We start from the raw sequence: 22,243 nt of genomic DNA on the forward strand, positions 1-22,243 counted from the left end.
CCGTGGCGCGCAAGCGGAGGAGGAAGCGCGCGTTGCGTACGATCGCGGCTCCCTTCACTGTTGCCGCGCCCAGCGGTGCCCGGATCAGGGAACGTCTGCGTCTGCCCCCGGAGGACGAGAAGGTGCTGCGGGAAGTCGGCGAGCACCTGGGCAGCCATCAGCGGGCCGACCAATTCCAGCTCAGCATGCGGTGCCTGTACGACGAGCGAGCCGGTCTGCGCCGCGCCATCCGTACGATCAGCAAGCGCATCGAGGTGCCGTGCGGGCAGCGCAAAGGCAAGGTCCGCGGCTACAAGGACCAGAGCGAGCGTTGGCACAAGCAGCGCCGTCTGCAGGGCCTCAGGGCACGGCTCGTTGCAGTTGAGCAGCGCATCAAGCAGGGTCGGCCGAGCATTGTGGCCGGCGGCCGAAGCCTGGCCAAGGTCCGGCACAACCTCGCCGACGCGCGGCTCACCGAGAGCGAGTGGCATGAGCGGTGGGAAGCGGAACGCATGTTCCTGACCGCTGACGGCGAGTCCGGCGCCCCTTACGGGAACTACACCATCACGGTCGATCCGCAGACCGGTTCGGTCAGCATCGTGCTGCCGGAACCACTGCGACACCTGGCCAACGCGCCGAGAGGCCGGTACAAGCTCGCCTGCACCACTGCCTTCCACCACCGCCGCGATGAATGGCTCGACCGCGTCCACGCGCATCGTGCAGTGCGCTACGACATCGTGCGCGATCCCATTCATGGCCGCTGGTACCTGGACGCATCCTGGTCGACAGACACGGCTGTTCTGCCCACCCCGGGGGAGATCCAGGCGTTCGGCGAGCGCACGCTCGGCATCGACCTGAACGCCGATCATCTGGCGGCCTACGTCCTGGACTCGCACGGTAATCCGGTCGGCGAGCCGGTCACGATCCCGCTTGGCCCGACCGGGCCTGCCTCCCAGCGGGACGGCACACTGCGGGCGGCGATCACCGAACTGCTGACCCTCGCCAAGCAGCACCACTGCGCGGGGACAGTGATCGAGGATCTGGGCTTCGACGATGCACGGGCCACCGGCCGGGAGACCATGGGCCGCGGAGGGCGGGGGAAGAAGTTCCGCCGCGTCGTCGCCGGCATCCCCACCGCCCGATTCCGGGAGCACCTGCGGGGCATGGCTTTCCACGGCGTGCGGAGAGCTACCGGCCAGGCCGTGTCCGTTCCCAGGCCACGCGGGGTCGCGAGTCCGCCTAGGACCACAGGCGCGCCAAACGGAGGCGACAAGACCTGCTGGAGCCGAGGTGACCAACTCGCGGTGGCGTCTATATATGAAAACACAGACTAGATACGCGAACCTATGTCGTCAATAGCACCGGCCGCATGGACGCCCTCTTCATGGACGCCTTTCTCTTCGAGCGGGGAGAACTGACCGCACAACGCAAAGAGCCCCATCCCACACAGCGGGATGGGGCCGTACAGTGCTGCCTACCTGAACTCGTACGCCTCCACCTCGGCCAGGTAACGCGCCCTGCGCTCCTCGTCGTCCTCCAGGAAGGAGGCGAGGAAGGAGTTGCGGGCCAGCTCGCGCAGCCGGTCCTCGGTCAGGCCCAGGGAGGCGTGGAGGGCTGCGAAGTTGTCGCCGACGTACCCGCCGAAGTACGCCGGGTCGTCGGAGTTGACCGTGCACATGAGACCCGCGTCGAGCATGGCCGGAAGCGGATGGTCGGCCAGCGTGTCGACCGTGCGCAGGCGGACGTTGGACAGTGGGCACAGGGTGAGCGGGATCCGCTCCCGCACCAGCCGCTCGACCAGCGCCGGGTCCTCCATGCAGCGCAGTCCGTGGTCGACGCGCTCCACACCGAGCACGTCCAGGGCCTCGGTGATGTAGGCCGGCGGCCCCTCCTCACCGGCGTGCGCGACCCGGCGCAGCCCGAGCGCGGCCGCGGCCTCGTACACCTCGCGGAACTTCACCGGCGGATGCCCGACCTCGGCGGAGTCCAGGCCGACCCCGGTGATCCGGTCCAGGTAGGGCGTCGCGGCCCGCAGTGTCTGAAGCGCCGAGTCGGCGGACTCGTCGCGCAGGAAGCACATGATCAGCTTGGTGGAGATCCCGTGGTTCGCCTCGCTGCTGCCCAGCGCCCGCCACAGCCCCTCCACGACCGTGCCGAGGCTCACGCCCCGCACGAGGTGCGCCTGCGGGTCGAAGAAGATCTCCGCGTGCCGGACGCCCTGCGCGGCGGCGCGGGCCAGATAGGCGTTCGCCAGGTCCGCGAAGTCCTGCTCGGTGCGCAGCACGGCCATCAGCTCGTAGTACAGGTTCAGAAAGGACTGGAGGTCCTTGAACCGGTAGGCCTCACGGAGCGCTTCGGTGTCGGCGTACGGCAGGCTCACGCCGTTGCGGGCGGCCAGCTCGAACGCCAGCTCCGGCTCCAGAGTGCCTTCGATATGGAGGTGCAGTTCTGCTTTCGGGAGGGACATCAAAGCATCGTACGGGTGCTTTACCGCCGTTTCGGAACCGCCACCCGCTGCAGATCGTGCGCCACGGTCAGCTCGCCCTCGAAGCCGGCCGCCCGCGCCTGCCGCTCGAACTCCTCCGGCTCCGCGTAGCGCTGGCTGAAGTGGGTGAGGACGAGATGGCGCACACCCGCGTCCCGGGCGACGGCGGCGGCCTGTCCGGCGGTCAAGTGACCGTGTTCCACGGCCAGTTCGGTGTCCTCGTCCAGGAAGGTGGACTCGATCACCAGCAGATCGCAGTCCTCCGCCAGCACATGCACGCCGGCACAGAGCCGGGTGTCCATGACGAACGCGAACCGCTGCCCGCGCCGCACCTCGCTGACGTCCTCCAGCGTGATGTCCCCCAGCCGGCCCTCGCGCTGCAGCCGGCCGACGTCCGGGCCCTTGATCCCGTGCGCGGCGAGCCGGTCGGGCAGCATCCGGCGGCCGTCGGGTTCGATCAGCCGGTAGCCGTAGGACTCCACGGGGTGGGACAGCTTGCGCGCCTCCAGGGTGTACGACCCGGTCACCGCGAGGATGCCGTCCACGGCGACCGGCGCCTCGGTGATGCCGACCGTCTCCCGGTAGGCCGTCGCGTACCGCAGCCGGTCGAAGAAGCGCCGGCCGGAACGCGGGTAGTGCGCGGTGATCTCGTGCGGCACCTGGTCGAGGTTGATCCGCTGGATGACCCCGGCGAGGCCGAGGGAGTGGTCGCCGTGGAAGTGCGTGACGCAGATCCGGTTGAGATCGTGCGCGGCGACCCCGGCGCGCGCCATCTGGCGCTGTGTGCCCTCGCCGGGATCGAACAGGATGCCCTCGCCGTCCCACCGCAGCAGATAGCCGTTGTGGTTGCGGTGCCGGGTCGGGACCTGGCTGGCGGTGCCGAGGACCACCAGTTCACGTACGGACACCGCGGGTCACCCGGGGGGCCACTGCATGCCACGGCCGCCGAGGATGTGCGCGTGGGCGTGGAAGACGGTCTGGCCGGCGCCGGAGCCGGTGTTGAAGACGATGCGGTAGCTGTCGAGCTTCTCGCCGGCGGCGACCTCGGCGGTCTCACGCAGTACGTCGGCCGCTGCCTGCGGTGCTTCGGCGGCGAGGGTGGCCGCGTTCTCGTAGTGGACCTTGGGGATCACCAGGATGTGAGTCGGAGCCTGGGGGTTTATGTCCCGGAAGGCGACGGTCGTCTCTGTCTCGCGGACGATCGTCGCCGGGATGTGCCCTGCGGCGATCTTGCAGAACAGGCAGTCGTTCTGCGGTTCCCCAGCCATGTCGCGTGCGCTCGCTTTCGCCGGTGATCGGTTCGAGGGGTAAGAGTAGTGGGTCGGATGCGGGCCGGTGGGGGTTGATCGCGCCCACGCGGCGGAGCCGCATATCGATACAGCCCCGCGCCTCTTAAGTTGGCATACCTGGCGGTGTCTTAGCCGGCACCGATGCCAACGCCTCCAGTGCGAGGCGGATCGCTTCGTCCAGTTGGGGGTCCGTGCCCGCCGCCCAGTCCTGGGGGCGTTGGACGACCTCCACGTCCGGGTCCACGCCGTGGTTCTCGACGTCCCAGCCGACGCCCTCCAGCCACATCGCGTACTTCGGCTGGGTGACCAGGGTGCCGTCGATCAGGTGGTAGCGGCTGTCGATGCCGATGACGCCGCCCCAGGTGCGGGTGCCGACGACCGGGCCGATACCGAGGGCCTTGATCGCGGCGTTGACGATGTCGCCGTCGGAGCCGGAGAACTCGTTGGCGACGGCGACGACCGGGCCGCGCGGGGCGTCCAGGGGGTAGCTGGTGGGGCGCATGCCGCGCGGGACGTCCCAGCCGATGATGCGGCGGGCGAGTTTCTCCACGACGAGCTGGGAGGTGTGGCCGCCGCGGTTCTCCCGGACGTCGACCACCAGGCCCTCACGGGCGACCTCGACCCGCAGGTCGCGGTGGATCTGGGCCCAGCCGGGGGCCTGCATGTCGGGGATGTGGAGGTAGCCGAGGCGGCCGGCGGACGCGGCGTGCACATGGGCGCGGCGGCCGGTGACCCAGGCGTGGTAGCGCAGGGGTTCCTCGTCGGCGACGGGGACCACGACGGTGTGGCGGGGTTCGCCGCCGCCCGCCGGGGAGACGGTCAGCTCGACCGGGTGGCCCGCGGTGCCGGCGAGGAGCGGGCCGGGACCGGTGACCGGGTCGACGGGGTGGCCGGCGACGGCGATGACCGCGTCGCCGGGGCGGACCGCGACGCCGGGCGCGGCGAGCGGGGAGCGGGCATCCGGGTCGGAGATCTCCGCGGGCAGGATGCGGTCGATGCGCCAACTGCCGTCCGGGTGGCGGGAGATGTCGGCGCCGAGCAGACCGTGCCGGGGGCCGCCGCCGCCCCGGCCGCCGGAGGGGATGACGTAGGCGTGCGAGGTGCCGAGTTCGCCGTGCACCTCCCACAGGAGGTCGGTCAGGTCGCTGTGGGTGGCCAGACGGGCGAGCAGGGGGCGGTAGCGGGCGAGGATGCCGGTCCAGTCGGCGCCGCCCAGGTCGGGGCGCCAGAAGTGGTCGCGCATGAGCCGGCCGGTCTCCTCGTACATCTGCCGCCACTCGGCGGCCGGGTCGAGGGTCTGGCGGATCCGGGCGAGGTCGACGGAGACGCTGGTGTCGCCGTCGTCGTCGGTGCCGGTACGGCGGTCGCTGGGGACGACCCGGAGCCGGCCGTCGGCCCACAGCAGTACGCGTTTGCCGTCGCCGCTGACCTCGAAGTGGCCGGCCTCGGGGGCCAGGTGCTCCAGGCGCCGCTGGGCGAGGTCGTAACGCTCCAGCTCGGTGTGCGGATCGGGGTCCTCGGGGTGGGCGCGGGCGGCGCCGAGGACACCGTGCACGGGGTGGCGCAGCCAGAGCACACCGTCCTTGGCGGCGCGGAGGGTGGAGTAGCGGCCGGCCTCCACCGGGAAGGGCACGATGCGCTCGGCGAGGCCCTCCAGGTCGATGCGGGTGGCGGGGGCGCCCTCGCTGTCCGGGGTCTCGTCCTTGTCCGGGGTCTCGAAGGGGCGGCCGTGGCGCTGCGGGCCGAACGGCGAGGGGGTGGTGGCGGCCAGCGTGATCAGGTGCGGGCGGGCGCCGACCACGAACGCGAGATCGAAGACGTGCTCGTCGTAGACCGGGTCGAAGGCGCGGTTGGACAGGAACGCGAGGTGTTTGCCGTCGAGGGTGAAGGCGGGGGCGTAGTCCATGAAGCGCAGCGGGGTCGCCTCGGTGACCGACAGGTCGGTGGTGTGGGCGATGCGCAGCTGGGAGAGCGGGCGGGGCCCGGGGTGGGCCCAGGCGAGCCAGGCGGAGTCCGGTGAGAAGGCGAGACCGGAGACCTCGCCGTCGTCGCCGCGGTCGACCTCGCGGACCTCGCCGGTCTCCCGTTCGACCAGGAGCAGGCGTCCGTCGTGGGCGGCCACGGCGGCCCGGCTGCCGTCGGGGGCCATGGCCAGCTCCAGGACCCGGCCGAGCTGGCCGGCGGCGAGCCGGCGCGGCGGCGCGCCGGGCACGGTGCCGGTCGCCGGGGCGAACTCCAGGGCGTCCTCGCCCTCCGCGTCCGTCACCCACACCACCCACTCCTCGCCCTCGGCGCGGAAGACGCGCGGCAGCCGGGCGCGCACACCGGGGGTGGCGGCGAGGGCGCGGGCGGGGCCGGAGCGGTGGGTGACCCAGTGGATCCCGCCGCGCACACAGACGGCGCTGCCGCGTGCGGTGTGGTCGCAGGACGCCGCGCCGAACCAGTGGGCGGCGTTCACCGGGCGGGGGCGCAGATCGACACGCGGTCCGCCGAGGCGCACGTCCAGCCGGCGTGGCTCGGCGCCGTCCAGGTCGTCCAGCAGCCACAGTTCACCGGCCGAGCTGTGGACGACCCGGGTGCCGTCGCCGGAGGCGTGGCGGGCGTAGAAGCCGTCGAGAGGAGTGTGGCGGCGCAGGTCGGACCCGTCGGCCAGGGAGGAGTACAGGGCGCCGGTGCCCTCGTGGTCGGAGAGGAAGGCGATGCGGTCGCCGGCCCACACCGGGCACTCGATGTTGCCGTCGATGTCCTCGTGCAGCCGGACGAACTCCCCGGCGCCTTCTTCACCTTCGGCGGCCCGGTCGATCCACAGCTTGCCCGCGCTGCCGCCCCGGTAGCGCTTCCAGTGGGCGGCCTCGCGGCCCATCGGCGCGGACAGCAGCACGGTGGCCGGGCCGGCCGCCACATCGCCGACCGGGCCGTACGGCAGGGTCTCGGCGGGGCCGCCGTCCAGCGGGACGGCGTGCGCCCAGGTGTGCCGGAAGCTGGCCTGGCCGTGCGCGCCGAGCGCGAGGACCCGTCCGTCGGCGGTCCAACCGCGCACCTCGGTACGGCGGTTGCCCCAGTACGTCAGCCGGGTGGCGGGACCGCCGTCGACGGGGGCGACATGCACCTCGGGCGCGCCGTCGCGGGTGGAGGTCCAGGCGAGGAACCGCCCGTCCGGGGATATCCGGGGCATGGTCACCGGCGTGTTGTCGGCGCTGACCCGCCAGGCCCGGCCGCCGTCGAGGGGCGCGAGCCAGACGTCGTCCTCGGCGACGAAGGTCACCAAGTCGCCGTGCACATGGGGGTATCGGAGATAGGCCGAGGACGTCGTGGTTCCCGTGGAAGCACCCTGAGTCACCCCGTCACTGTACGCAGCGACCGGTGTGCGCCGCGCCCCTTCCGATCACTTGCCCCGCGTCATTTGCCCGCGACGGGCCAGCAGGTGGGGTCGCCCTTGCACCAGACCGTCTCGGTGACGGTGACCGTCACGGTGGGCCGCCCGCCGCCGGGGTGATACGTGGGCGGCTTGTAGGTGGGCGGTTTATACGTAGGCGGCTCATAGGTGGGCGGCTTGTACGTCGGTCCGGGTGCGGCGTCGCAGTCGCCGAGCCCGTCGACATGGAAGACCTGCCTGCCGCCGACCTTCGCCGTCAGGTCGCCGCGCACACAGGCGCCGTCGACGGCCCTGGTCACCTTCCCGGTGACGGTGATCCTCCGGCCGTCCCTGGTCTCGCCCCGGCAGTCGACGGAGACGACGGTGGTCTCGGACGGCGAGGGCGTCCTGCCCGCCGTCCTGCCGCCGTTGCCGTAGTTGCCGGTGCAGCTGAGCCAACTCACGTCCACATGCTGCCGTCTGAGCGCGTCCGTCGCGGTCGTCTGCGTGGTGTAGGCGGCGGTCGCGGCGCCGAGCCCCGTCGGCTGGCACGCCACCACAGCCGCACCGCCCACGACGACCAGCCCGGCCACCGCCGCCGTCCGCGTCCCGCGCCGCCCTCGCCGAATCCATCCCAAAGCCCCCATGCAGGGCAGAGTGCCACCGGCGCGGGCGAGACGGAAGGCCGCATACGGTCACTCGCCCGGCGAGCGCCCGTCAGACTCTCAGCAGCAGCCACTGCTGGAGTTCGACCAGGTTCCCCTCCGGGTCCTTGAGATGGGCGACCCGCATCCTGTCGGTCATCGGCGCGGGTCCGCGCAGCAGTGTCGCGCCGCGGGCGGTGATCTCCGCGCAGTAGGCGTCCAGGTCGTCGACGCGCAGGACGACCAGGGAGCGATGGCCGCAGGCCTCCTCGCCCAGTTCGTCCAGGATCTCGGCCATCATCGCCCGGTCCTGCAGCGCGATCCCGGCGGAGCCGATGTGCGGGCTGAACTTCTCGTACGGGCCCTCGGTCGCCCCGGACTGCGGCTTGAGGCCGAGGACCTCGGCGTAGAAGCGGTAGCAGGCGGCGAAGTCGGTGACCAGGAGCCGGACTTGGGCGAGTTCCACGGTGTCCCCCAGATGTCAGGACCAGCGGCCGGTACGGCCCAGCAGCAGGGCCGTGGCGGCGGTGCCGGCGGTTGATGTACGCAACACGGTAGGCCCGAGCACGCACGCCCTCGCGCCCGCCTCCTCGAAGAGCGCCAACTCGTCGCGCGCGACGCCTCCTTCGGGGCCGACGACCAGCACGATCTCGCCCTCGGCGGGCAGTTCGGCGGTGGCCAGCGGCAGGCTCTCGTGCGCGAAGTCGGAGTGGAGCACGGCGGCGAAGTCGGCTTTGGCCAGAAGTGCGGCAACCTGTTTGGTGGTCGCCGCGTCCGCGACCTCCGGGAAGCGCACCCGGCGGGACTGCTTGCCCGCCTCACGGGCGGTGGCCCGCCATTTGCCGAGCGCCTTCAGCCCGCGCTCGCCCCTCCACTGGGTGATGCACCGGGCGGCCTGCCAGGGCACGATCGCGTCGACGCCGACCTCGGTCATGGTCTCGACGGCGAGTTCGCCCCGGTCGCCCTTGGGCAGGGCCTGGACGACGGTGATCCGCGGGGTGGGCTCCGGCTCCTCGCGGATCCCGCCCATCCGGACGATCAGCCGGTCCTTGCCCTCGCTGCCGGTCACCTCGCACACGGCGTAGCGTCCGGCGCCGTCGGTGAGGACGACCTCCTCGCCGGGCTGCAGCCGCTTCACGGAGACGGCGTGGCGCCCCTCGGGTCCGTCGAGCACATAGCCGGGGCCGGCGGAGTCGAAGTGGTCGACGACGAACACCGGCGCGGTCATCGCGGGCCGCCCTGGGCCGACAACGCTGTCCTCACGGCGTCGAGTTCACCGACGAGGACCTCCACCAGGCGCCCGGCGGGCAGTTCCCGGGCCATCCGGTGCCCCTGCCCCGCGAACAGGGACATGCCCTGCGCGTCCCCGGCCTTGGCGGCGGCCTTGCGCAGCGGTGAGGTCAGGTGGTTGACCTCGGGGTAGGCGGCGGGGGCGTACGGGCCGTGCTCGCGCACGAAGCGGTTGACCAGGGCGCGCGCCGGGCGGCCCGAGAACGCGCGGGTCAGCTCGGTGCGGGTGAACAGCGGGTTGGTCAGCGCCTGCTTGTGCAGGGCGTGGGCGCCGGACTCGGGGGTGGCGAGGAAGGCGGTGCCCAGCTGGGCCGCGCTCGCCCCGGCCGCGAGGACGGCGGCGATCTGGCTGCCGCGCATGATGCCGCCGGCGGCGACGACCGGGATGCCGACGGCCTCGCGGATCTGCGCGACCAGCGACAGCAGTCCGGTGCCGGAGCCGTCGTTCTCGGGCACGTCGCGATGGGTGCCCTGGTGACCGCCGGCCTCCACGCCCTGTGCGATCACCGCGTCCGCGCCGGCCTGCTCGACCGCGCGGGCCTCCTCCGCGGAGGTGGCCGTGACCAGCGTGAACGTACCCGCGCGGCGCAGTTTGTCGAGCACCTCCCGGCTCGGCACACCGAAGTGGAAGGAGACCACCGGCACCGGGTTGTCCAGGAGTACGGCGAGCTTGGCGTCGTAGCCGTCGTCCCGGCCGCTGTCCGGATCGCCCAGCTCGGTCTCGTACCAGGCGGCCTCGCCGGCCAGCTGATGGGCGTAGACCTCGACGGCCCCGGACTCGGACTGCTCCGGCTGCGGTATGAAGACGTTCACGCCGAACGGACGGCTCGTGAGCCCCCGCAACTGCTTGATCTCCTGGTACATGCCGTCGGCGGTCTTGTACCCGGCGGCGAGGAAACCGAGGCCGCCGGCCTCGGAGACGGCGGCGGCGAGCCGGGGCACGGAGACACCGCCCGCCATGGGGGCCTGCACGATCGGGTGGGGGAAGAGATCGGTCAGTGCGGAGGACATGACCGCATGTTGTCACGTCCTCAGAACAAGTCCGAATCGGGGCTTCCCACGGCATAGGACAGGGGCATACGGGGTGCCGAAGCACTCCGTACGCCCCTGACCGAGCCCATGATCACCACCGGCTCTACGACCGTTTCCCAGGACCGCAGCACACGTCAGCGACCGTTGAACGCATCCTTCAAACGCGAGAACAACCCCTGCTGCCCCGGCTGGAACTGGCCCGTCGGGCGTTCCTCGCCGCGCATCTTGGCCAGCTCGCGCAGCAGGCGTTCCTGCTCGGGGTCCAGCTTGGTCGGCGTCATGACCTCGACATGGACGATCAGGTCGCCCCGGCCGCCGCCGCGCAGATGCGTGACGCCCCGGTTGTGCAGCGGGATCGACTGGCCGGACTGGGTACCGGGCCGGATGTCGACCTCCTCCATGCCGTCCAGGGTCTCCAGCGGGACCTTGGTGCCGAGGGCGGCCGCGGTCATCGGGATGGTGACCGTGCAGTGCAGGTCGTCGCCGCGCCGCTGGAAGGTCGAGTGCGGCAGCTCGTGGATCTCGACGTACAGATCGCCGGCCGGGCCGCCACCGGGGCCGACCTCGCCCTCACCGGCGAGCTGGATCCGCGTGCCGTTGTCGACACCGGCCGGGATCTTGACGGTGAGGGTACGGCGGGAGCGGACCCGGCCGTCGCCCGCGCACTCGGGGCACGGCGTCGGCACGACGGTCCCGAAACCCTGGCACTGGGGGCAGGGCCGGGAGGTCATGACCTGGCCGAGGAAGGACCGGGTGACCTGGGAGACCTCACCGCGGCCGCGGCACATGTCACACGTCTGGGCCGACGTGCCCGGAGCCGCGCCCTCGCCGTTGCAGGTGTTGCAGACGACCGCGGTGTCGACCTGGATGTCCTTGGTCGTCCCGAAGGCCGCCTCGTCCAGCTCGACCTCGATCCGGATCATCGCGTCCTGGCCGCGCCGGGTGCGCGAGCGCGGCCCGCGCTGCGACGCCGTACCGAAGAACGCGTCCATGATGTCGGAGAAGTTACCGAAGCCACCGGCCCCGAAGCCGCCCGCGCCGGCGCCGCCCGCCTGCGAGAGCGGGTCGCCGCCGAGGTCGTAGACCTGCTTCTTCTGCGGGTCCGAGAGCACCTCGTAAGCGGCGTTGATCTCCTTGAACCGCTCCTGGGTCTTCGGGTCGGGGTTGACGTCCGGGTGCAGCTCGCGCGCGAGCCGACGGAACGCCTTCTTGATCTCATCCTGCGACGCGTCGCGGCGCACGCCGAGAACGGCGTAGTAGTCCGTGGCCACTTACGACTCCGCCAGGATCTGTCCGACGTACCGTGCCACTGCGCGTACCGCTCCCATCGTTCCCGGGTAATCCATGCGGGTCGGTCCGACCACGCCGAGCTTGGCAACCGCCTCGCCGCCCGAACCGTAGCCGACCGACACCACGGAGGTGGAGTTGAGCCCCTCGTGGGCGTTCTCGTGCCCGATTCGCACGGTCACGCCCGGATCCTTCGCCTCGCCGAGGAGCTTGAGGAGCACGACCTGCTCCTCCAGGGCCTCCAGGACGGGCCGGATCGTGAGGGGAAAGTCATGTCCGAAGCGGGTGAGATTGGCGGTGCCGCCGATCATCAACCGCTCCTCGTTCTCCTCCACGAGTGTCTCCAGCAGAGTGGAGAGCACCATGGAGACCGTACCGCGGTCCTCCGGATCGAAGGCGTCCGGGAGGTCCTCGACCAGCATCGGCACATCGGTGAACCGGCGCCCCGCGACCCGGCTGTTGAGCCGGGCCCGCAGATCCGCCAGCGAGGCCTCGCCGAACGGCGCCGGGCAGTCGACCATCCGCTGCTCGACCCGGCCGGTGTCCGTGATCAGCACGAGCATCACACGCGCGGGGGCGAGTGAGAGCAGCTCCACATGCCGGACGGTGGACCGGGTCAGGGACGGATACTGCACGACGGCGACCTGCCGGGTGAGCTGCGCGAGCAGCCGCACGGTCCTGGCGACCACGTCGTCGAGGTCGACGGCGCCCTCCAGGAAGTTCTGGATCGCCCGCCGCTCCGGCGCGGTCATCGGCTTGACGCCCGCCAGCTTGTCCACGAACAGCCGGTAACCCTTGTCGGTCGGAATCCGCCCGGCACTGGTGTGCGGCTGCGCGATGAACCCCTCGTCCTCCAGGGCCGCCATGTCGTTGCGGATGGTCGCCGGGGAGACCCCGAGGCTGTGCCGCTCGGTCAGGGCCTTCGACCCGACCGGCTCCTCGGTGCCGACGTAGTCCTGGACGATGGCGCGCAGCACCTGAAGCCTGCGTTCACTCAGCATGCGCGCACCTCCAGCACGTCGCCGTCCCCTCTGTCCCGCGGTCCGTCCGCCTGGCACTCTTCATATGCGAGTGCCAGCGTTCCCGGGCCCAGTGTACGGCTGTCCGGTACACCCGGGGCAAGGTCGCTGCGGTCGGAGCCGCGTGTGCGGTTAGCGTCGCGGTATGACGGTGACTTGGGAAGAGCTGGGGTGGCAGCGGCTGGCCGCCGGGGTCGGCCGGTGCCGGCTGCCCGGCTGGGACTGCACGGTCGGGCTGGTCCTCGGGGAGGGTACGGCCCTGCTGGTGGACGCCGGCTCCAGCCTGGCCGAGGGCGCGCGGCTGCGGACACAGGCCGAGGAACTGTCCGGCGGCCGTGTGACCCATCTCGCGCTGACCCACCCCCACTTCGACCATGTCCTCGGGGCGGCCGCGTTCGCCGGGGCGGAGGTGTACGCGGCGGTCGGCGTGGACGCGGTGTTCGCCCACGAGCGTGCGGAGCTGCGGCTGGACGCGGTGCGCAACGGGCTCGCCGGCGCCGACGCCGACGAGGCGGTGGACACGCTGGCGCCGCCCCGGCACCTGGTCTCCGGCGAGTGGACCCTCGACCTCGGCGCCGGCCGGCAGGCGCTGCTGGCGAACGTGGGCCCGGGGCACACGGCACACGACCTCGCGGTCCTGGTCCCCGGCTCGCCGGAGGTGGTCTTCTGCGGCGACCTGGTCGAGGAGTCGGGCGAGCCTCAAGCCGGCCCGGACGCGGTCCCGTCCCGCTGGCCGGACGCCCTCGACCGGCTGCTGTCCCTCGGCGGCGAGGACGCGCTGTACGTGCCCGGTCACGGAGCGGTGGTCGACGCGGCCTTCGTCCGCCGTCAACGCGACGAGCTGGCAACACGCTTCGGCGTGTCGTGAGCACGGGCGCGGAGCTTCTCCTATCGTCATCCGAATGCGCCCACCCGTCTCCCGCCACCGCCCTTCCAACGAGGGCCCTTTGGGCCCGCGCCCTCGTTCGTACTCCGCCGACCTCACCCCTCCGTGGAAGAAGCGGCAGCCGGCGCCGGAGGTACCGGCGGAGCCCGGCCTGGTGGTGGAGGAGCCCGGTACCGGGTTCTGCGGCGCGGTGATCCGCTGCGAGGCGGGCACCGTGACCCTGGAGGACCGCTTCGGCAAGCACCGGGTGTTCCCGCTGGAGCCGCGCGGCTTCCTGCTGGAGGGGCGCGTGGTGACGCTCGTACGGCCGGCCTCAGCCGGTCCGGTACGGCCCGCCCGTACCGCCTCCGGCTCGGTCGCCGTCCCCGGCGCCCGGGCCCGCGTGGCCCGCGCCGGCCGCATCTACGTCGAGGGCCGGCACGACGCCGAGCTGGTCGAGAAGGTCTGGGGCGACGACCTGCGCATCGAGGGTGTGGTCGTGGAGTACCTGGAGGGCGTGGACGACCTGCCGTCGATCGTGTCCTCCTTCGCCCCGGGCCCGGACGCGCGCCTGGGCGTGCTCGTGGACCATCTCGTCCCGGGCACGAAGGAGTGGCACATCGCCGAGTCGGTGACCAGCGAACACGCGCTGGTGGTCGGCCACCCCTACATCGACATCTGGGAGGCCGTGAAGCCGGCCGCGCTGGGCATCGAGGCGTGGCCGGCGGTGCCGAAGGGGCAGGACTGGAAGACGGGGGTGTGCCGGGCGCTGGGCTGGCCGTCGGAGAACACCGGGGCGGTGTGGCAGGCGATCCTGAAGCGGGTGGGGTCCTACAAGGATCTGGAGCCGGAGTTGCTGGGGCGGGTGGAGGAACTGATCGACTTCGTCACGGGCAGCGGCGGGGCCTGACGCTCTTCGGTCCACCGGGTCCTTCAGCCCACGGTCCTCCATCTCACCAGGTCTCTCAGTCCACCAGGTCCCTGACCACCGCGTCCGCCAGCAGCCGCCCCCGCAGCGTCAGCACGGCCCGCCCCTCCTCGTACGGCCCCTCCTGGAGGAGCCCGTCCGCCAGTGCCCGCCGGGACGCGGCGAGCCCCTCCTCCTTCAGCAGGGACAGCGGCACGCCCTCGCGCAGCCGCAGCTCCAGCAGGACCCGCTCGACCCGTCGGTCCTCGTCGGACAGCAGCTCGCGGCCCGCGCCCGGTGAGCGGCCGGAGGCGAGGGCCGCCGCATACGCCCCCGGATGCTTGACGTTCCACCACCGCACCCCGCCCACGTGCGAGTGGGCCCCGGGGCCCGCGCCCCACCAGTCGGCGCCCCGCCAGTACAGCTCGTTGTGCAGGCAGCGGCCCGCCTCCGAGGTGGCCCAGTTGGAGACCTCGTACCAGTCGAAGCCCGCCGCGCAGAGGGTTTCCTCAGCGATCAGATAGCGGTCGGCGTGGACGTCGTCGTCGGTCATCGGGACCTCGCCGCGGCGGATGCGACGCGCCAGCTGGGTGCCTTCCTCGACGATCAGCGCATAGGCGCTGACATGGTCCGGTCCCGCCCCGATCGCCGCCGTGAGCGAGGCCCGCCAGTCGTCGTCGCTCTCCCCGGGCGTGCCGTAGATCAGATCGAGGTTGACGTGCTCGAAGCCCGCCGCCCGTGCCTCCGCCACGCATGCCTCGGGGCGGCCCGGGGTGTGGGTGCGGTCGAGCACCCGCAGCACATGCTGTCGCGCGCTCTGCATGCCGAAGGAGATCCGGTTGAAGCCGCCCTCCCGGAGCGTGGCGAGATACGCCGGGTCCACCGACTCGGGGTTCGCCTCCGTCGTGATCTCGGCGTCCGGTGCCAGGCCGAACTCGTCGCGGATCGCGCCCAGCATCCGCACCAGGTCGTCCGCGGCCAGCAGGGTGGGCGTACCGCCGCCGACGAAGACCGTACGGACCTGGCGCGGGTCGTCGCCGAGCACCTTCCGGGCGAGCCGGATCTCGTCCGTCAGCGTGTCCGCGTAGTTGTCGCGGGAGGCCAGCACACCGCCCGTGCCGCGCAGCTCGGTCGCGGTGTAGGTGTTGAAGTCGCAGTAGCCGCAGCGGGTCGCGCAGTACGGGACGTGCAGATAGAAGCCGAGCGGGCGGGCGGCGGCCCCGGCGAGCGCGGGCGCGGGCAGCGCGCCGTCGTCGGGGACGGGCTCACCGTCGGGGAGTGCGGAAGGCATGCCTTCCATTGTCCAGCACCGGGGCGTCTACTCCGCTTGCAGCACCAGCAGGGCGAGATCGTCCTCGGGCAGGCCGCCGCCGAAGTCGTGCACGAGGCGGCGGATCCTTTCCGCGATCAGCTCGGCGCTGAGCCCGGCGCAGCCGGACAGGGCGAGGGCGAGCCCGTCGCCGTCGTCGAACTGGCGGGAGCCGGAGCGGCGCTCGGTCACCCCGTCGGTGACGCACAGCAGGCTGTCGCCGGGCCGCAGGTCCAGGGTCTCGCTGGTGTAGGTCTCGTCCTCGACCACGCCGAGCAGGGTCTGCGGGCGGGCCGCGGTGCGCACGGTGCCGTCGGGGCCGAGCACGAGCGGCAGCGGGTGGCCGGCGGAGGCCAGAGTGCAGCGGACGCCGCCGTCGTGCGGGGTCAGTTCGCCGTAGAGGAGGGACAGGAAGCGGGTCTGGGGGCCGTCTCCGGGGGTCACCGGGCGGCCGCCGGCGGCGACCAGGGCACGGGCGGCGGCGTCGGCGGCCTCGGTGGCGTCGTCGAGGAGGAGCTGGTTGAGGCGGTCGAGGACGTCGGCGACCCGGTAGCCCTCGCGGGCGAGGAGGCGGAGCCAGGGGCGGGCGAGGCCGATCACGACCGCCGCCTCCGGGCCCTTGCCCTGGACGTCGCCGACGGCGAAGCACCAGCGGCCGTCGCCCGCCGGGAACAGGTCGTAGAAGTCGCCGCTGGGGCCGCCCTTGTCACAGGGCTCGTAGACGAGCGCGCTGCTCACGCCGGGGATCTCGGCGACCGCGCCGGGCAGCAGGCCGCGCTGCAGGACGGCGCTGATGGTGGCCTGGCGGGCGTACTGGCGCGCCGCGCCGATGGCGAGCGCCACCCGGCGGCCGAGATCCTCGACGAGCCCGGTGACCTCGTCGGGGAAGCGCGCGAGCCCGCAGCGGCCGATGACCAGCGTGCCGAGCGGCCGCCCGCCCGCGATCAGCCGGTACGCCAGCGCCGTACCGTCGGCGCCCTGCGGGCCGAGCGCATCGCCGGGCCACGGGTACGGCTCGGGCCCCGAGCGCAGCCCCTCGGGCGGACAGGGCGGCTCCTTCTCCAGGGCGCAGCGCAACTCCTCGATGCGGTTCTCGCTGGCGTGCCAGACCCGGTCGGGGCCGCCGCCGACGCCGCCGCGCACACTCGCCTCGTCCTCCAGCCACACCGCGCACCAGTCGGCGAGCCGGGGCACGATGAGCTGCCCGGTCAGGGCCGTGACCAGGTTCTCGTCGAGCTGTCCGGCGAGCAGGTCGGAGGCCTCGGCGAGGAAGGACAGCGCGCCCCGGCCGAGCCAGTCGCGGTCGCCGACGGCACGGTTCGGCTGCGGGGCGAGATCCTCGGCGACCTGCAGGGCCGCCTCCGGTGCGGCGCCGGGGTCCTCGACGCCGCCCGGGGGCAGCCGCGCCCAGACCGTCTTGGCGCCGGTGCGGTAGGTGACGCCCCAGGACTCGGCGAGGGTGGTGACCAGCCGCAGGCCGCGCCCGTACTCGGGGGTGTCGTACGCCCCCTCGCCGCCGAGGGGATCGCGCGGCGCGCGGGAGGGATGCCGGTCGTGCACCTCCACGACGAACGCGCCGTCCTCCTCCAGCCGCCAGTCCACCTCCACGTCCGTACCGGCGTGCACGACGGCATTGGTGACCAGCTCGCTGACGACGGCCAGGGCGTCGTCGGCGAGCCGGGCCGCGACATCGGGCTCCTCGGCCAGCGCGGCCTGCACCAGCGCGCGGGCCGCGCCGGGCGCGAGGGGGCTGCCGGGCAGCGTGGCCCGCCCTCGCGCCCCTCGGGCCCGGGGCTCGCTCTCCCGCTGCGTCGGTATGGCCGCCATGTCCATGCGGCCAGGGTGACAGGCCGGGGGCACTCATAAGCAGGGAGTCATCGAAGTGGCCAGAAGTCGGCAACTTTCGAGCGCCGGTGAGCACAATCTCCCCAAGGGGCGCGGGGAACTGCGCGAGCGGCCACGACGGACCCGCAGTTCCCCACGCACGGAGACGCCCCTCTACTTCTCCCGCGCCCCGGCGTACATCTCGTCGATGAGGTGCCGGTACTCCCGCTCCACCACGGGACGCTTGAGCTTCAGACTCGGCGTGATCTCACCGTGCTCCACGTCAAGATCCCGCGGCAGCAGCCGGAACTTCTTGATCGTCTGCCACTTCTGCAGCCCGGCGTTGAGCTCCCGCACGTACCCGTCGACCATCTCGACCGTCTGCGGCGCGGCGACGATCTCCGCGTACGGCCTGCCGCCCAGCCCGTTCTCCTTCGCCCAGTCCACGAGCGCGATCTCGTCCAGGGCGATGAGAGCGGTGCAGTAGTTCCGGTCGGCGCCGTGCACCAGGATGTTGGAGACGTACGGGCAGACCGCCTTGAACTGGCCCTCGATCTCGGCCGGGGCGACGTACTTGCCGCCGGAGGTCTTGATGAGGTCCTTCTTGCGGTCGGTGATGCGCAGATAGCCGTCGGGCGACAGCTCACCGATGTCGCCGGTGTGGAACCAGCCGTCGGACTCCAGCACCTCGGCGGTCTTCTCGGGCAGTCCGTGGTAGCCCGCCATGATGCCGGGGCCGCGCAGCAGGATCTCGCCGTCGTCGGCGATACGCACCTCCGTGCCGGGCAGCGGCTTGCCGACGGTGCCGGTGCGGTAGGCCTCGCCGGGGTTGACGAAGGAGGCCGCGGAGGACTCGGTGAGGCCGTAGCCCTCCAGGATGTGGATGCCGGCGCCGGCGAAGAAGTAGCCGATCTCCGGGGCGAGCGCGGAGGCGCCGGAGACACAGGCGCGCAGCCGGCCGCCGAAGGCCTCACGGAGCTTGGCGTAGACGAGGGTGTCGGCGACCTTGTGCTTGGCGGCGAGGGCGAAGGGCGCCGAGTGGGTGCCGGTGCGGCGGAAGTTGTCCTGGGTGACCTTGGCGTACTCGCGGGAGACCTCGGCCGCCCACTGGAAGATCTTGTACTTGGCCGGGCCGCCCTCACGGGCCTTGGCGGCGACGCCGTTGTAGACCTTCTCGAAGATGCGCGGCACGGCCGCCATGTACGTCGGCTGCACCACCGGAAGATTCTCGATGATCTTGTCGACGCGGCCGTCGACGGCGGTGACGTGCCCGACCTCGATCTGCCCGGAGGTGAGGACCTTGCCGAAGACGTGCGCGAGCGGCAGCCACAGGTACTGCACATCCTCGCTGGTGATCAGGCCGGTCGCGGCGATGGCCCGCGCCATGTACGCCCAGTTGTCGTGCGGCAGCCGCACGCCCTTGGGGCGGCCGGTGGTGCCCGAGGTGTAGATGAGGGTGGCGAGCTGGTCCCGGGTGATCGCGCCGACCCGCTCCTTGATCAGCTCGGGGTGCTTCTCCAGGTAGGCGGCGCCGCGCCGCTCCAGCTCGGCGAGCGTGATCACCCAGTCGTCCGCCTCGACGCCGGCCGGGTCGATGACGACGACCTTGGCGAGGTCGGACAGCTCGGCGCGCTTCTCGACGGCCTTGGCGGCCTGGGCCGCGTCCTCGGCGATCAGCACCCGGCTCTCGGAGTCGGAGAGGATGAAGGCCGACTCGTCCGAGTTGGTCTGCGGGTAGATGGTGGTGGTCGCGCCGCCGGCGCACATGATGCCGAGGTCGGCGAGGAGCCACTCGACACGGGTGGAGGAGGCGAGGGCCACCCGCTGCTCGGGCTGCACGCCCAGTTCCACGAGGCCGGCCGCGATCGCGTACACCCGGTCGGCCGCCTGGGCCCAGCTGAGCGACTTCCAGTCGTCGGGGCCCTGCCCGGAGGCCGGGAGCACCGGGTAGCGATAGGCCTCGGCGTCCGGTGTGGCCGCCACGCGCTCCAGGAAGAGGGCCGCCACGGACGGCGGACGGTTCTCGATCAGGGTCTGTGTGTCGCTCACGACATCCTCCGGGGCCCGCGACGGTGCGGCTGTGCTCGGTGCGGCTGGATTAACTCACGGTGGCAGTTCGCGCTGCTGATTCGCTGTTGTTTAACTCGCGAGTAACTATCAAGCAGGGATCAGAGTAAGCCGCGACCGGCCGCTGCGTAAGGGGCATCGGCCTGTCACTTTCCACGGAGAGCGACGCTACGCACGCGTAGGGGCCCGCCGCGCTTTCGCACGACAGGCCCCCCTGTGTCCGGGTTACGGCCGCAACCCGCCGTTACCGCTGGTTACTTCTTGCCCTTGGCCGACCCCGCGCTGTCATCGCTCGACAGGACGGCGATGAAGGCCTCCTGCGGAACCTCCACGGAACCCACCATCTTCATCCGCTTCTTGCCTTCCTTCTGCTTCTCCAGCAGCTTCCGCTTACGGGAGATGTCACCGCCGTAGCACTTGGCGAGGACGTCCTTGCGGATGGCACGGATGGTCTCGCGGGCGATGACCCGGGAGCCGATGGCGGCCTGGACCGGCACCTCGAAGGCCTGCCGCGGGATCAGCTCCTTGAGCTTGGCGACGAGCCGTACGCCGTACGCGTACGCCTGGTCCTTGTGGGTGATCGCCGAGAAGGCGTCCACCTTGTCGCCGTGCAGCAGGATGTCGACCTTGACCAGGGAGCTGGTCTGCTCGCCGGTGGGCTCGTAGTCCAGGGAGGCGTAGCCGCGGGTCTTGGACTTCAGCTGGTCGAAGAAGTCGAAGACGATCTCCGCGAGAGGCAGCGTGTAGCGGATCTCGACCCGGTCCTCGGAGAGGTAGTCCATACCGAGCAGGGTGCCGCGCCGGGTCTGGCACAGCTCCATGATCGCGCCGATGAACTCGGTGGGCGCGAGGATGGTGGCCCGTACGACGGGCTCGTACACCTCGTTGATCTTGCCCTCGGGGAACTCGCTCGGGTTGGTGACCGTGAACTCGGTCCCGTCCTCCATGACCACGCGGTAGACCACGTTGGGCGCGGTGGCGATCAGATCGAGGCCGAACTCGCGCTCCAGGCGCTCCCGGACCACATCCAGGTGCAGCAGACCGAGGAAGCCGACGCGGAAGCCGAAGCCGAGGGCGGCGGAGGTCTCCGGTTCGTACACCAGCGCCGCGTCGTTCAGCTGGAGCTTGTCCAGGGCCTCGCGCAGCTCGGGGTAGTCGGAGCCGTCGAGCGGATACAGACCCGAGAAGACCATCGGCTTCGGGTCCTTGTACCCGCCGAGGGCTTCCGTCGCCCCCTTGTGCTGGCTGGTGACCGTGTCACCGACCTTGGACTGGCGGACGTCCTTCACACCGGTGATGAGGTAGCCCACCTCGCCGACGCCGAGGCCGTCGGCCGGCAGCATCTCGGGCGAGCTGACGCCGATCTCCAGCAGCTCGTGGGTGGCGCCGGTGGACATCATCCTGATGCGCTCGCGCCTGTTGAGCTGGCCGTCGATGACACGGACGTACGTCACGACACCGCGGTAGGAGTCATAGACGGAGTCGAAGATCATCGCGCGGGCGGGGGCGTCGGCGACACCGACCGGGGCCGGGATCTCCCTGACGACCTTGTCCAGCAGCGCGTCGACGCCGAGACCGGTCTTGGCCGAGACCTTCAGCACGTCGGACGGGTCGCACCCGACGAGGTTGGCCAGCTCCTCGGCGAACTTCTCGGGCTGGGCCGCGGGAAGGTCGATCTTGTTGAGCACGGGGATGATCGTGAGGTCGTTCTCCATCGCCAGGTAGAGGTTGGCGAGGGTCTGCGCCTCGATGCCCTGGGCGGCGTCGACGAGGAGGATGGTCCCCTCACAGGCGGCGAGCGACCGCGAGACCTCGTAGGTGAAGTCGACGTGACCCGGGGTGTCGATCATGTTGAGGATGTGGGTCGTGCCCTGGTCGGGGCCCTCGGTCGGGGCCCAGGGCAGACGCACCGCCTGGGACTTGATCGTGATGCCGCGCTCGCGCTCGATGTCCATCCGGTCGAGGTACTGAGCACGCATCTGCCGCTGCTCGACCACACCGGTCAGCTGGAGCATCCGGTCGGCGAGTGTGGACTTGCCGTGGTCGATGTGCGCGATGATGCAGAAATTGCGGATCAGAGCCGGGGCGGTACGGCTCGGCTCGGGCACATGGTTAGGGGTCGCGGGCACGCAGGGTCCTGTCTCTTGAGGCGCCTTATGCCTCGGGTCGGATCGATACGTAGTCTCCATGGTCCCACGGGGAGCGACCGAGGACCGTTTTGGGCCGCTCGCAGGGCCACTGGTACTGTAGATGGCTGCGCCTCATGCCCTCTCAGCGCGAGGCGCGTCAGAGAAATTTTGGATCACCGGTACGGGACCCGTGCGGCCCCGCACCAGAACCTGAAAAGGCTCCTTCGTGGCGAACATCAAGTCCCAGATCAAGCGGATCAAGACCAACGAGAAGGCTCGGCTGCGCAACAAGGCCGTCAAGTCCTCCCTGAAGACCGCGATCCGCAAGGCCCGTGAGGCCGCTGCCTCGGGTGACGTCGAGAAGGCCACCGAGCTGCAGCGCGCTGCCGCGCGTGCGCTCGACAAGGCCGTCTCCAAGGGCGTCATCCACAAGAACCAGGCCGCCAACAAGAAGTCGGCGCTTGCTTCCAAGGTCACGTCCCTCAAGGGCTGAGCTTTCCCTCTGATCTGACCGCCGGAAGGACCCAGAGCGGGCCCTCTCTCATCCGCTCCCGTCCGGCACCCCGAGCCTGTACGCGGCCTGCGTTCGCCACGCGGGTACGGGCTCACCGATCGTGAACCGAAAGCCCCGGTATCCCTCCCTTCCCCAGGGCGGGCATCGGGGCTTTCGCCTGCCTGCGTGGCGCCTGCCCGCGTAGGGCTTGTCCTGCCTGCGTGGCGCCTGCCCGCGTAGGGCCTGTCCTGCCCGCGTAGGGTCTTCCT

The 22,243-nt window shown here is 71.5% G+C and carries 18 protein-coding genes; 4 read left to right on the forward strand and 14 right to left on the reverse strand.

Annotated elements, in window-relative coordinates:
* Window positions 1-2 precede the first annotated feature (2 nt).
* Complete coding sequence (locus IE277_RS03560) at window positions 3-1,313, forward strand: hypothetical protein (protein WP_189948378.1); 1,311 nt, start codon at window positions 3-5, stop codon at window positions 1,311-1,313.
* Between the two features lie 140 nt (window positions 1,314-1,453).
* On the opposite strand, the gene IE277_RS03565 is transcribed toward IE277_RS03560, so the two are convergent.
* The 10 genes from IE277_RS03565 to hrcA all read right to left on the reverse strand — a co-directional run bounded on the left by IE277_RS03565 (window position 1,454) and on the right by hrcA (window position 12,362).
* Window positions 1,454-2,446: an adenosine deaminase gene (locus IE277_RS03565; RefSeq protein WP_189948379.1), complete on the reverse strand. Its 993-nt coding sequence runs from the start codon at window positions 2,444-2,446 to the stop codon at window positions 1,454-1,456.
* Between the two features lie 20 nt (window positions 2,447-2,466).
* Entirely contained in the window at window positions 2,467-3,372 is a 906-nt protein-coding gene (locus IE277_RS03570) for a ribonuclease Z (protein WP_189948380.1), read from the reverse strand.
* Window positions 3,373-3,378: 6 nt separating this feature from the next.
* Complete coding sequence (locus IE277_RS03575; protein WP_189948381.1) at window positions 3,379-3,732, reverse strand: histidine triad nucleotide-binding protein; 354 nt, start codon at window positions 3,730-3,732, stop codon at window positions 3,379-3,381.
* Window positions 3,733-3,856: 124 nt separating this feature from the next.
* A complete protein-coding gene (locus IE277_RS03580) occupies window positions 3,857-7,093 on the reverse strand; it encodes a S41 family peptidase (RefSeq protein ID WP_189948382.1) in 3,237 nt (1,078 codons plus the stop codon).
* Between the two features lie 59 nt (window positions 7,094-7,152).
* Entirely contained in the window at window positions 7,153-7,755 is a 603-nt protein-coding gene (locus IE277_RS03585; protein ID WP_189948383.1) for a hypothetical protein, read from the reverse strand.
* 70 nt (window positions 7,756-7,825) lie between these two features.
* Window positions 7,826-8,218 (reverse strand): VOC family protein, encoded by a 393-nt coding sequence (locus tag IE277_RS03590; RefSeq protein WP_189948384.1) that lies wholly within the window; start codon window positions 8,216-8,218, stop codon window positions 7,826-7,828.
* Window positions 8,219-8,233: 15 nt separating this feature from the next.
* Window positions 8,234-8,980, reverse strand: a complete 747-nt coding sequence (locus IE277_RS03595) for a 16S rRNA (uracil(1498)-N(3))-methyltransferase (protein ID WP_189948385.1) — start codon at window positions 8,978-8,980, stop codon at window positions 8,234-8,236.
* Window positions 8,977-10,053 carry a nitronate monooxygenase gene (locus IE277_RS03600; protein ID WP_189948387.1) on the reverse strand — a complete coding sequence of 359 codons (1,077 nt, stop codon included), beginning with the start codon at window positions 10,051-10,053 and terminating at the stop codon, window positions 8,977-8,979. The genes IE277_RS03595 and IE277_RS03600 overlap by 4 nt, the downstream gene beginning before the upstream one ends.
* Window positions 10,054-10,208: 155 nt before the next feature.
* On the reverse strand, window positions 10,209-11,345 hold the full coding sequence (gene dnaJ, locus IE277_RS03605) for a molecular chaperone DnaJ (RefSeq protein WP_189948389.1): 1,137 nt from the start codon (window positions 11,343-11,345) through the stop codon (window positions 10,209-10,211).
* The gene (gene hrcA / locus IE277_RS03610; RefSeq protein WP_189948391.1) at window positions 11,346-12,362 is read right to left on the reverse strand and encodes a heat-inducible transcriptional repressor HrcA; all 1,017 of its coding nucleotides are present in this window, start codon (window positions 12,360-12,362) and stop codon (window positions 11,346-11,348) included.
* A 163-nt stretch (window positions 12,363-12,525) separates the two neighbouring features.
* Between hrcA and IE277_RS03615 the strand changes: the two genes are divergently transcribed.
* Window positions 12,526-13,248, forward strand: coding sequence for an MBL fold metallo-hydrolase (locus tag IE277_RS03615; protein WP_189948393.1), 723 nt, complete (start codon window positions 12,526-12,528; stop codon window positions 13,246-13,248).
* Between the two features lie 34 nt (window positions 13,249-13,282).
* Entirely contained in the window at window positions 13,283-14,155 is an 873-nt protein-coding gene (locus IE277_RS03620) for a DUF3097 domain-containing protein (RefSeq protein WP_229880552.1), read from the forward strand.
* A 55-nt stretch (window positions 14,156-14,210) separates the two neighbouring features.
* On the opposite strand, the gene hemW is transcribed toward IE277_RS03620, so the two are convergent.
* The 4 genes from hemW to lepA form a co-directional block, all read right to left on the reverse strand.
* Window positions 14,211-15,443, reverse strand: a complete 1,233-nt coding sequence (gene hemW, locus IE277_RS03625) for a radical SAM family heme chaperone HemW (RefSeq protein WP_189948396.1) — start codon at window positions 15,441-15,443, stop codon at window positions 14,211-14,213.
* 27 nt (window positions 15,444-15,470) lie between these two features.
* Complete coding sequence (locus IE277_RS03630) at window positions 15,471-17,288, reverse strand: SpoIIE family protein phosphatase (RefSeq protein ID WP_189949196.1); 1,818 nt, start codon at window positions 17,286-17,288, stop codon at window positions 15,471-15,473.
* A 171-nt stretch (window positions 17,289-17,459) separates the two neighbouring features.
* Window positions 17,460-19,334 carry an AMP-dependent synthetase/ligase gene (locus tag IE277_RS03635; RefSeq protein ID WP_189948398.1) on the reverse strand — a complete coding sequence of 625 codons (1,875 nt, stop codon included), beginning with the start codon at window positions 19,332-19,334 and terminating at the stop codon, window positions 17,460-17,462.
* Between the two features lie 272 nt (window positions 19,335-19,606).
* The gene (lepA, locus tag IE277_RS03640; protein ID WP_189948400.1) at window positions 19,607-21,481 is read right to left on the reverse strand and encodes a translation elongation factor 4; all 1,875 of its coding nucleotides are present in this window, start codon (window positions 21,479-21,481) and stop codon (window positions 19,607-19,609) included.
* A gap of 226 nt (window positions 21,482-21,707) precedes the next feature.
* Between lepA and rpsT the strand changes: the two genes are divergently transcribed.
* Window positions 21,708-21,974, forward strand: coding sequence for a 30S ribosomal protein S20 (gene rpsT / locus IE277_RS03645; protein WP_189948402.1), 267 nt, complete (start codon window positions 21,708-21,710; stop codon window positions 21,972-21,974).
* Window positions 21,975-22,243 lie beyond the last annotated feature (269 nt).

Source organism: Streptomyces alanosinicus (assembly GCF_014650595.1).
Lineage (GTDB): Bacteria > Actinomycetota > Actinomycetes > Streptomycetales > Streptomycetaceae > Streptomyces > Streptomyces alanosinicus.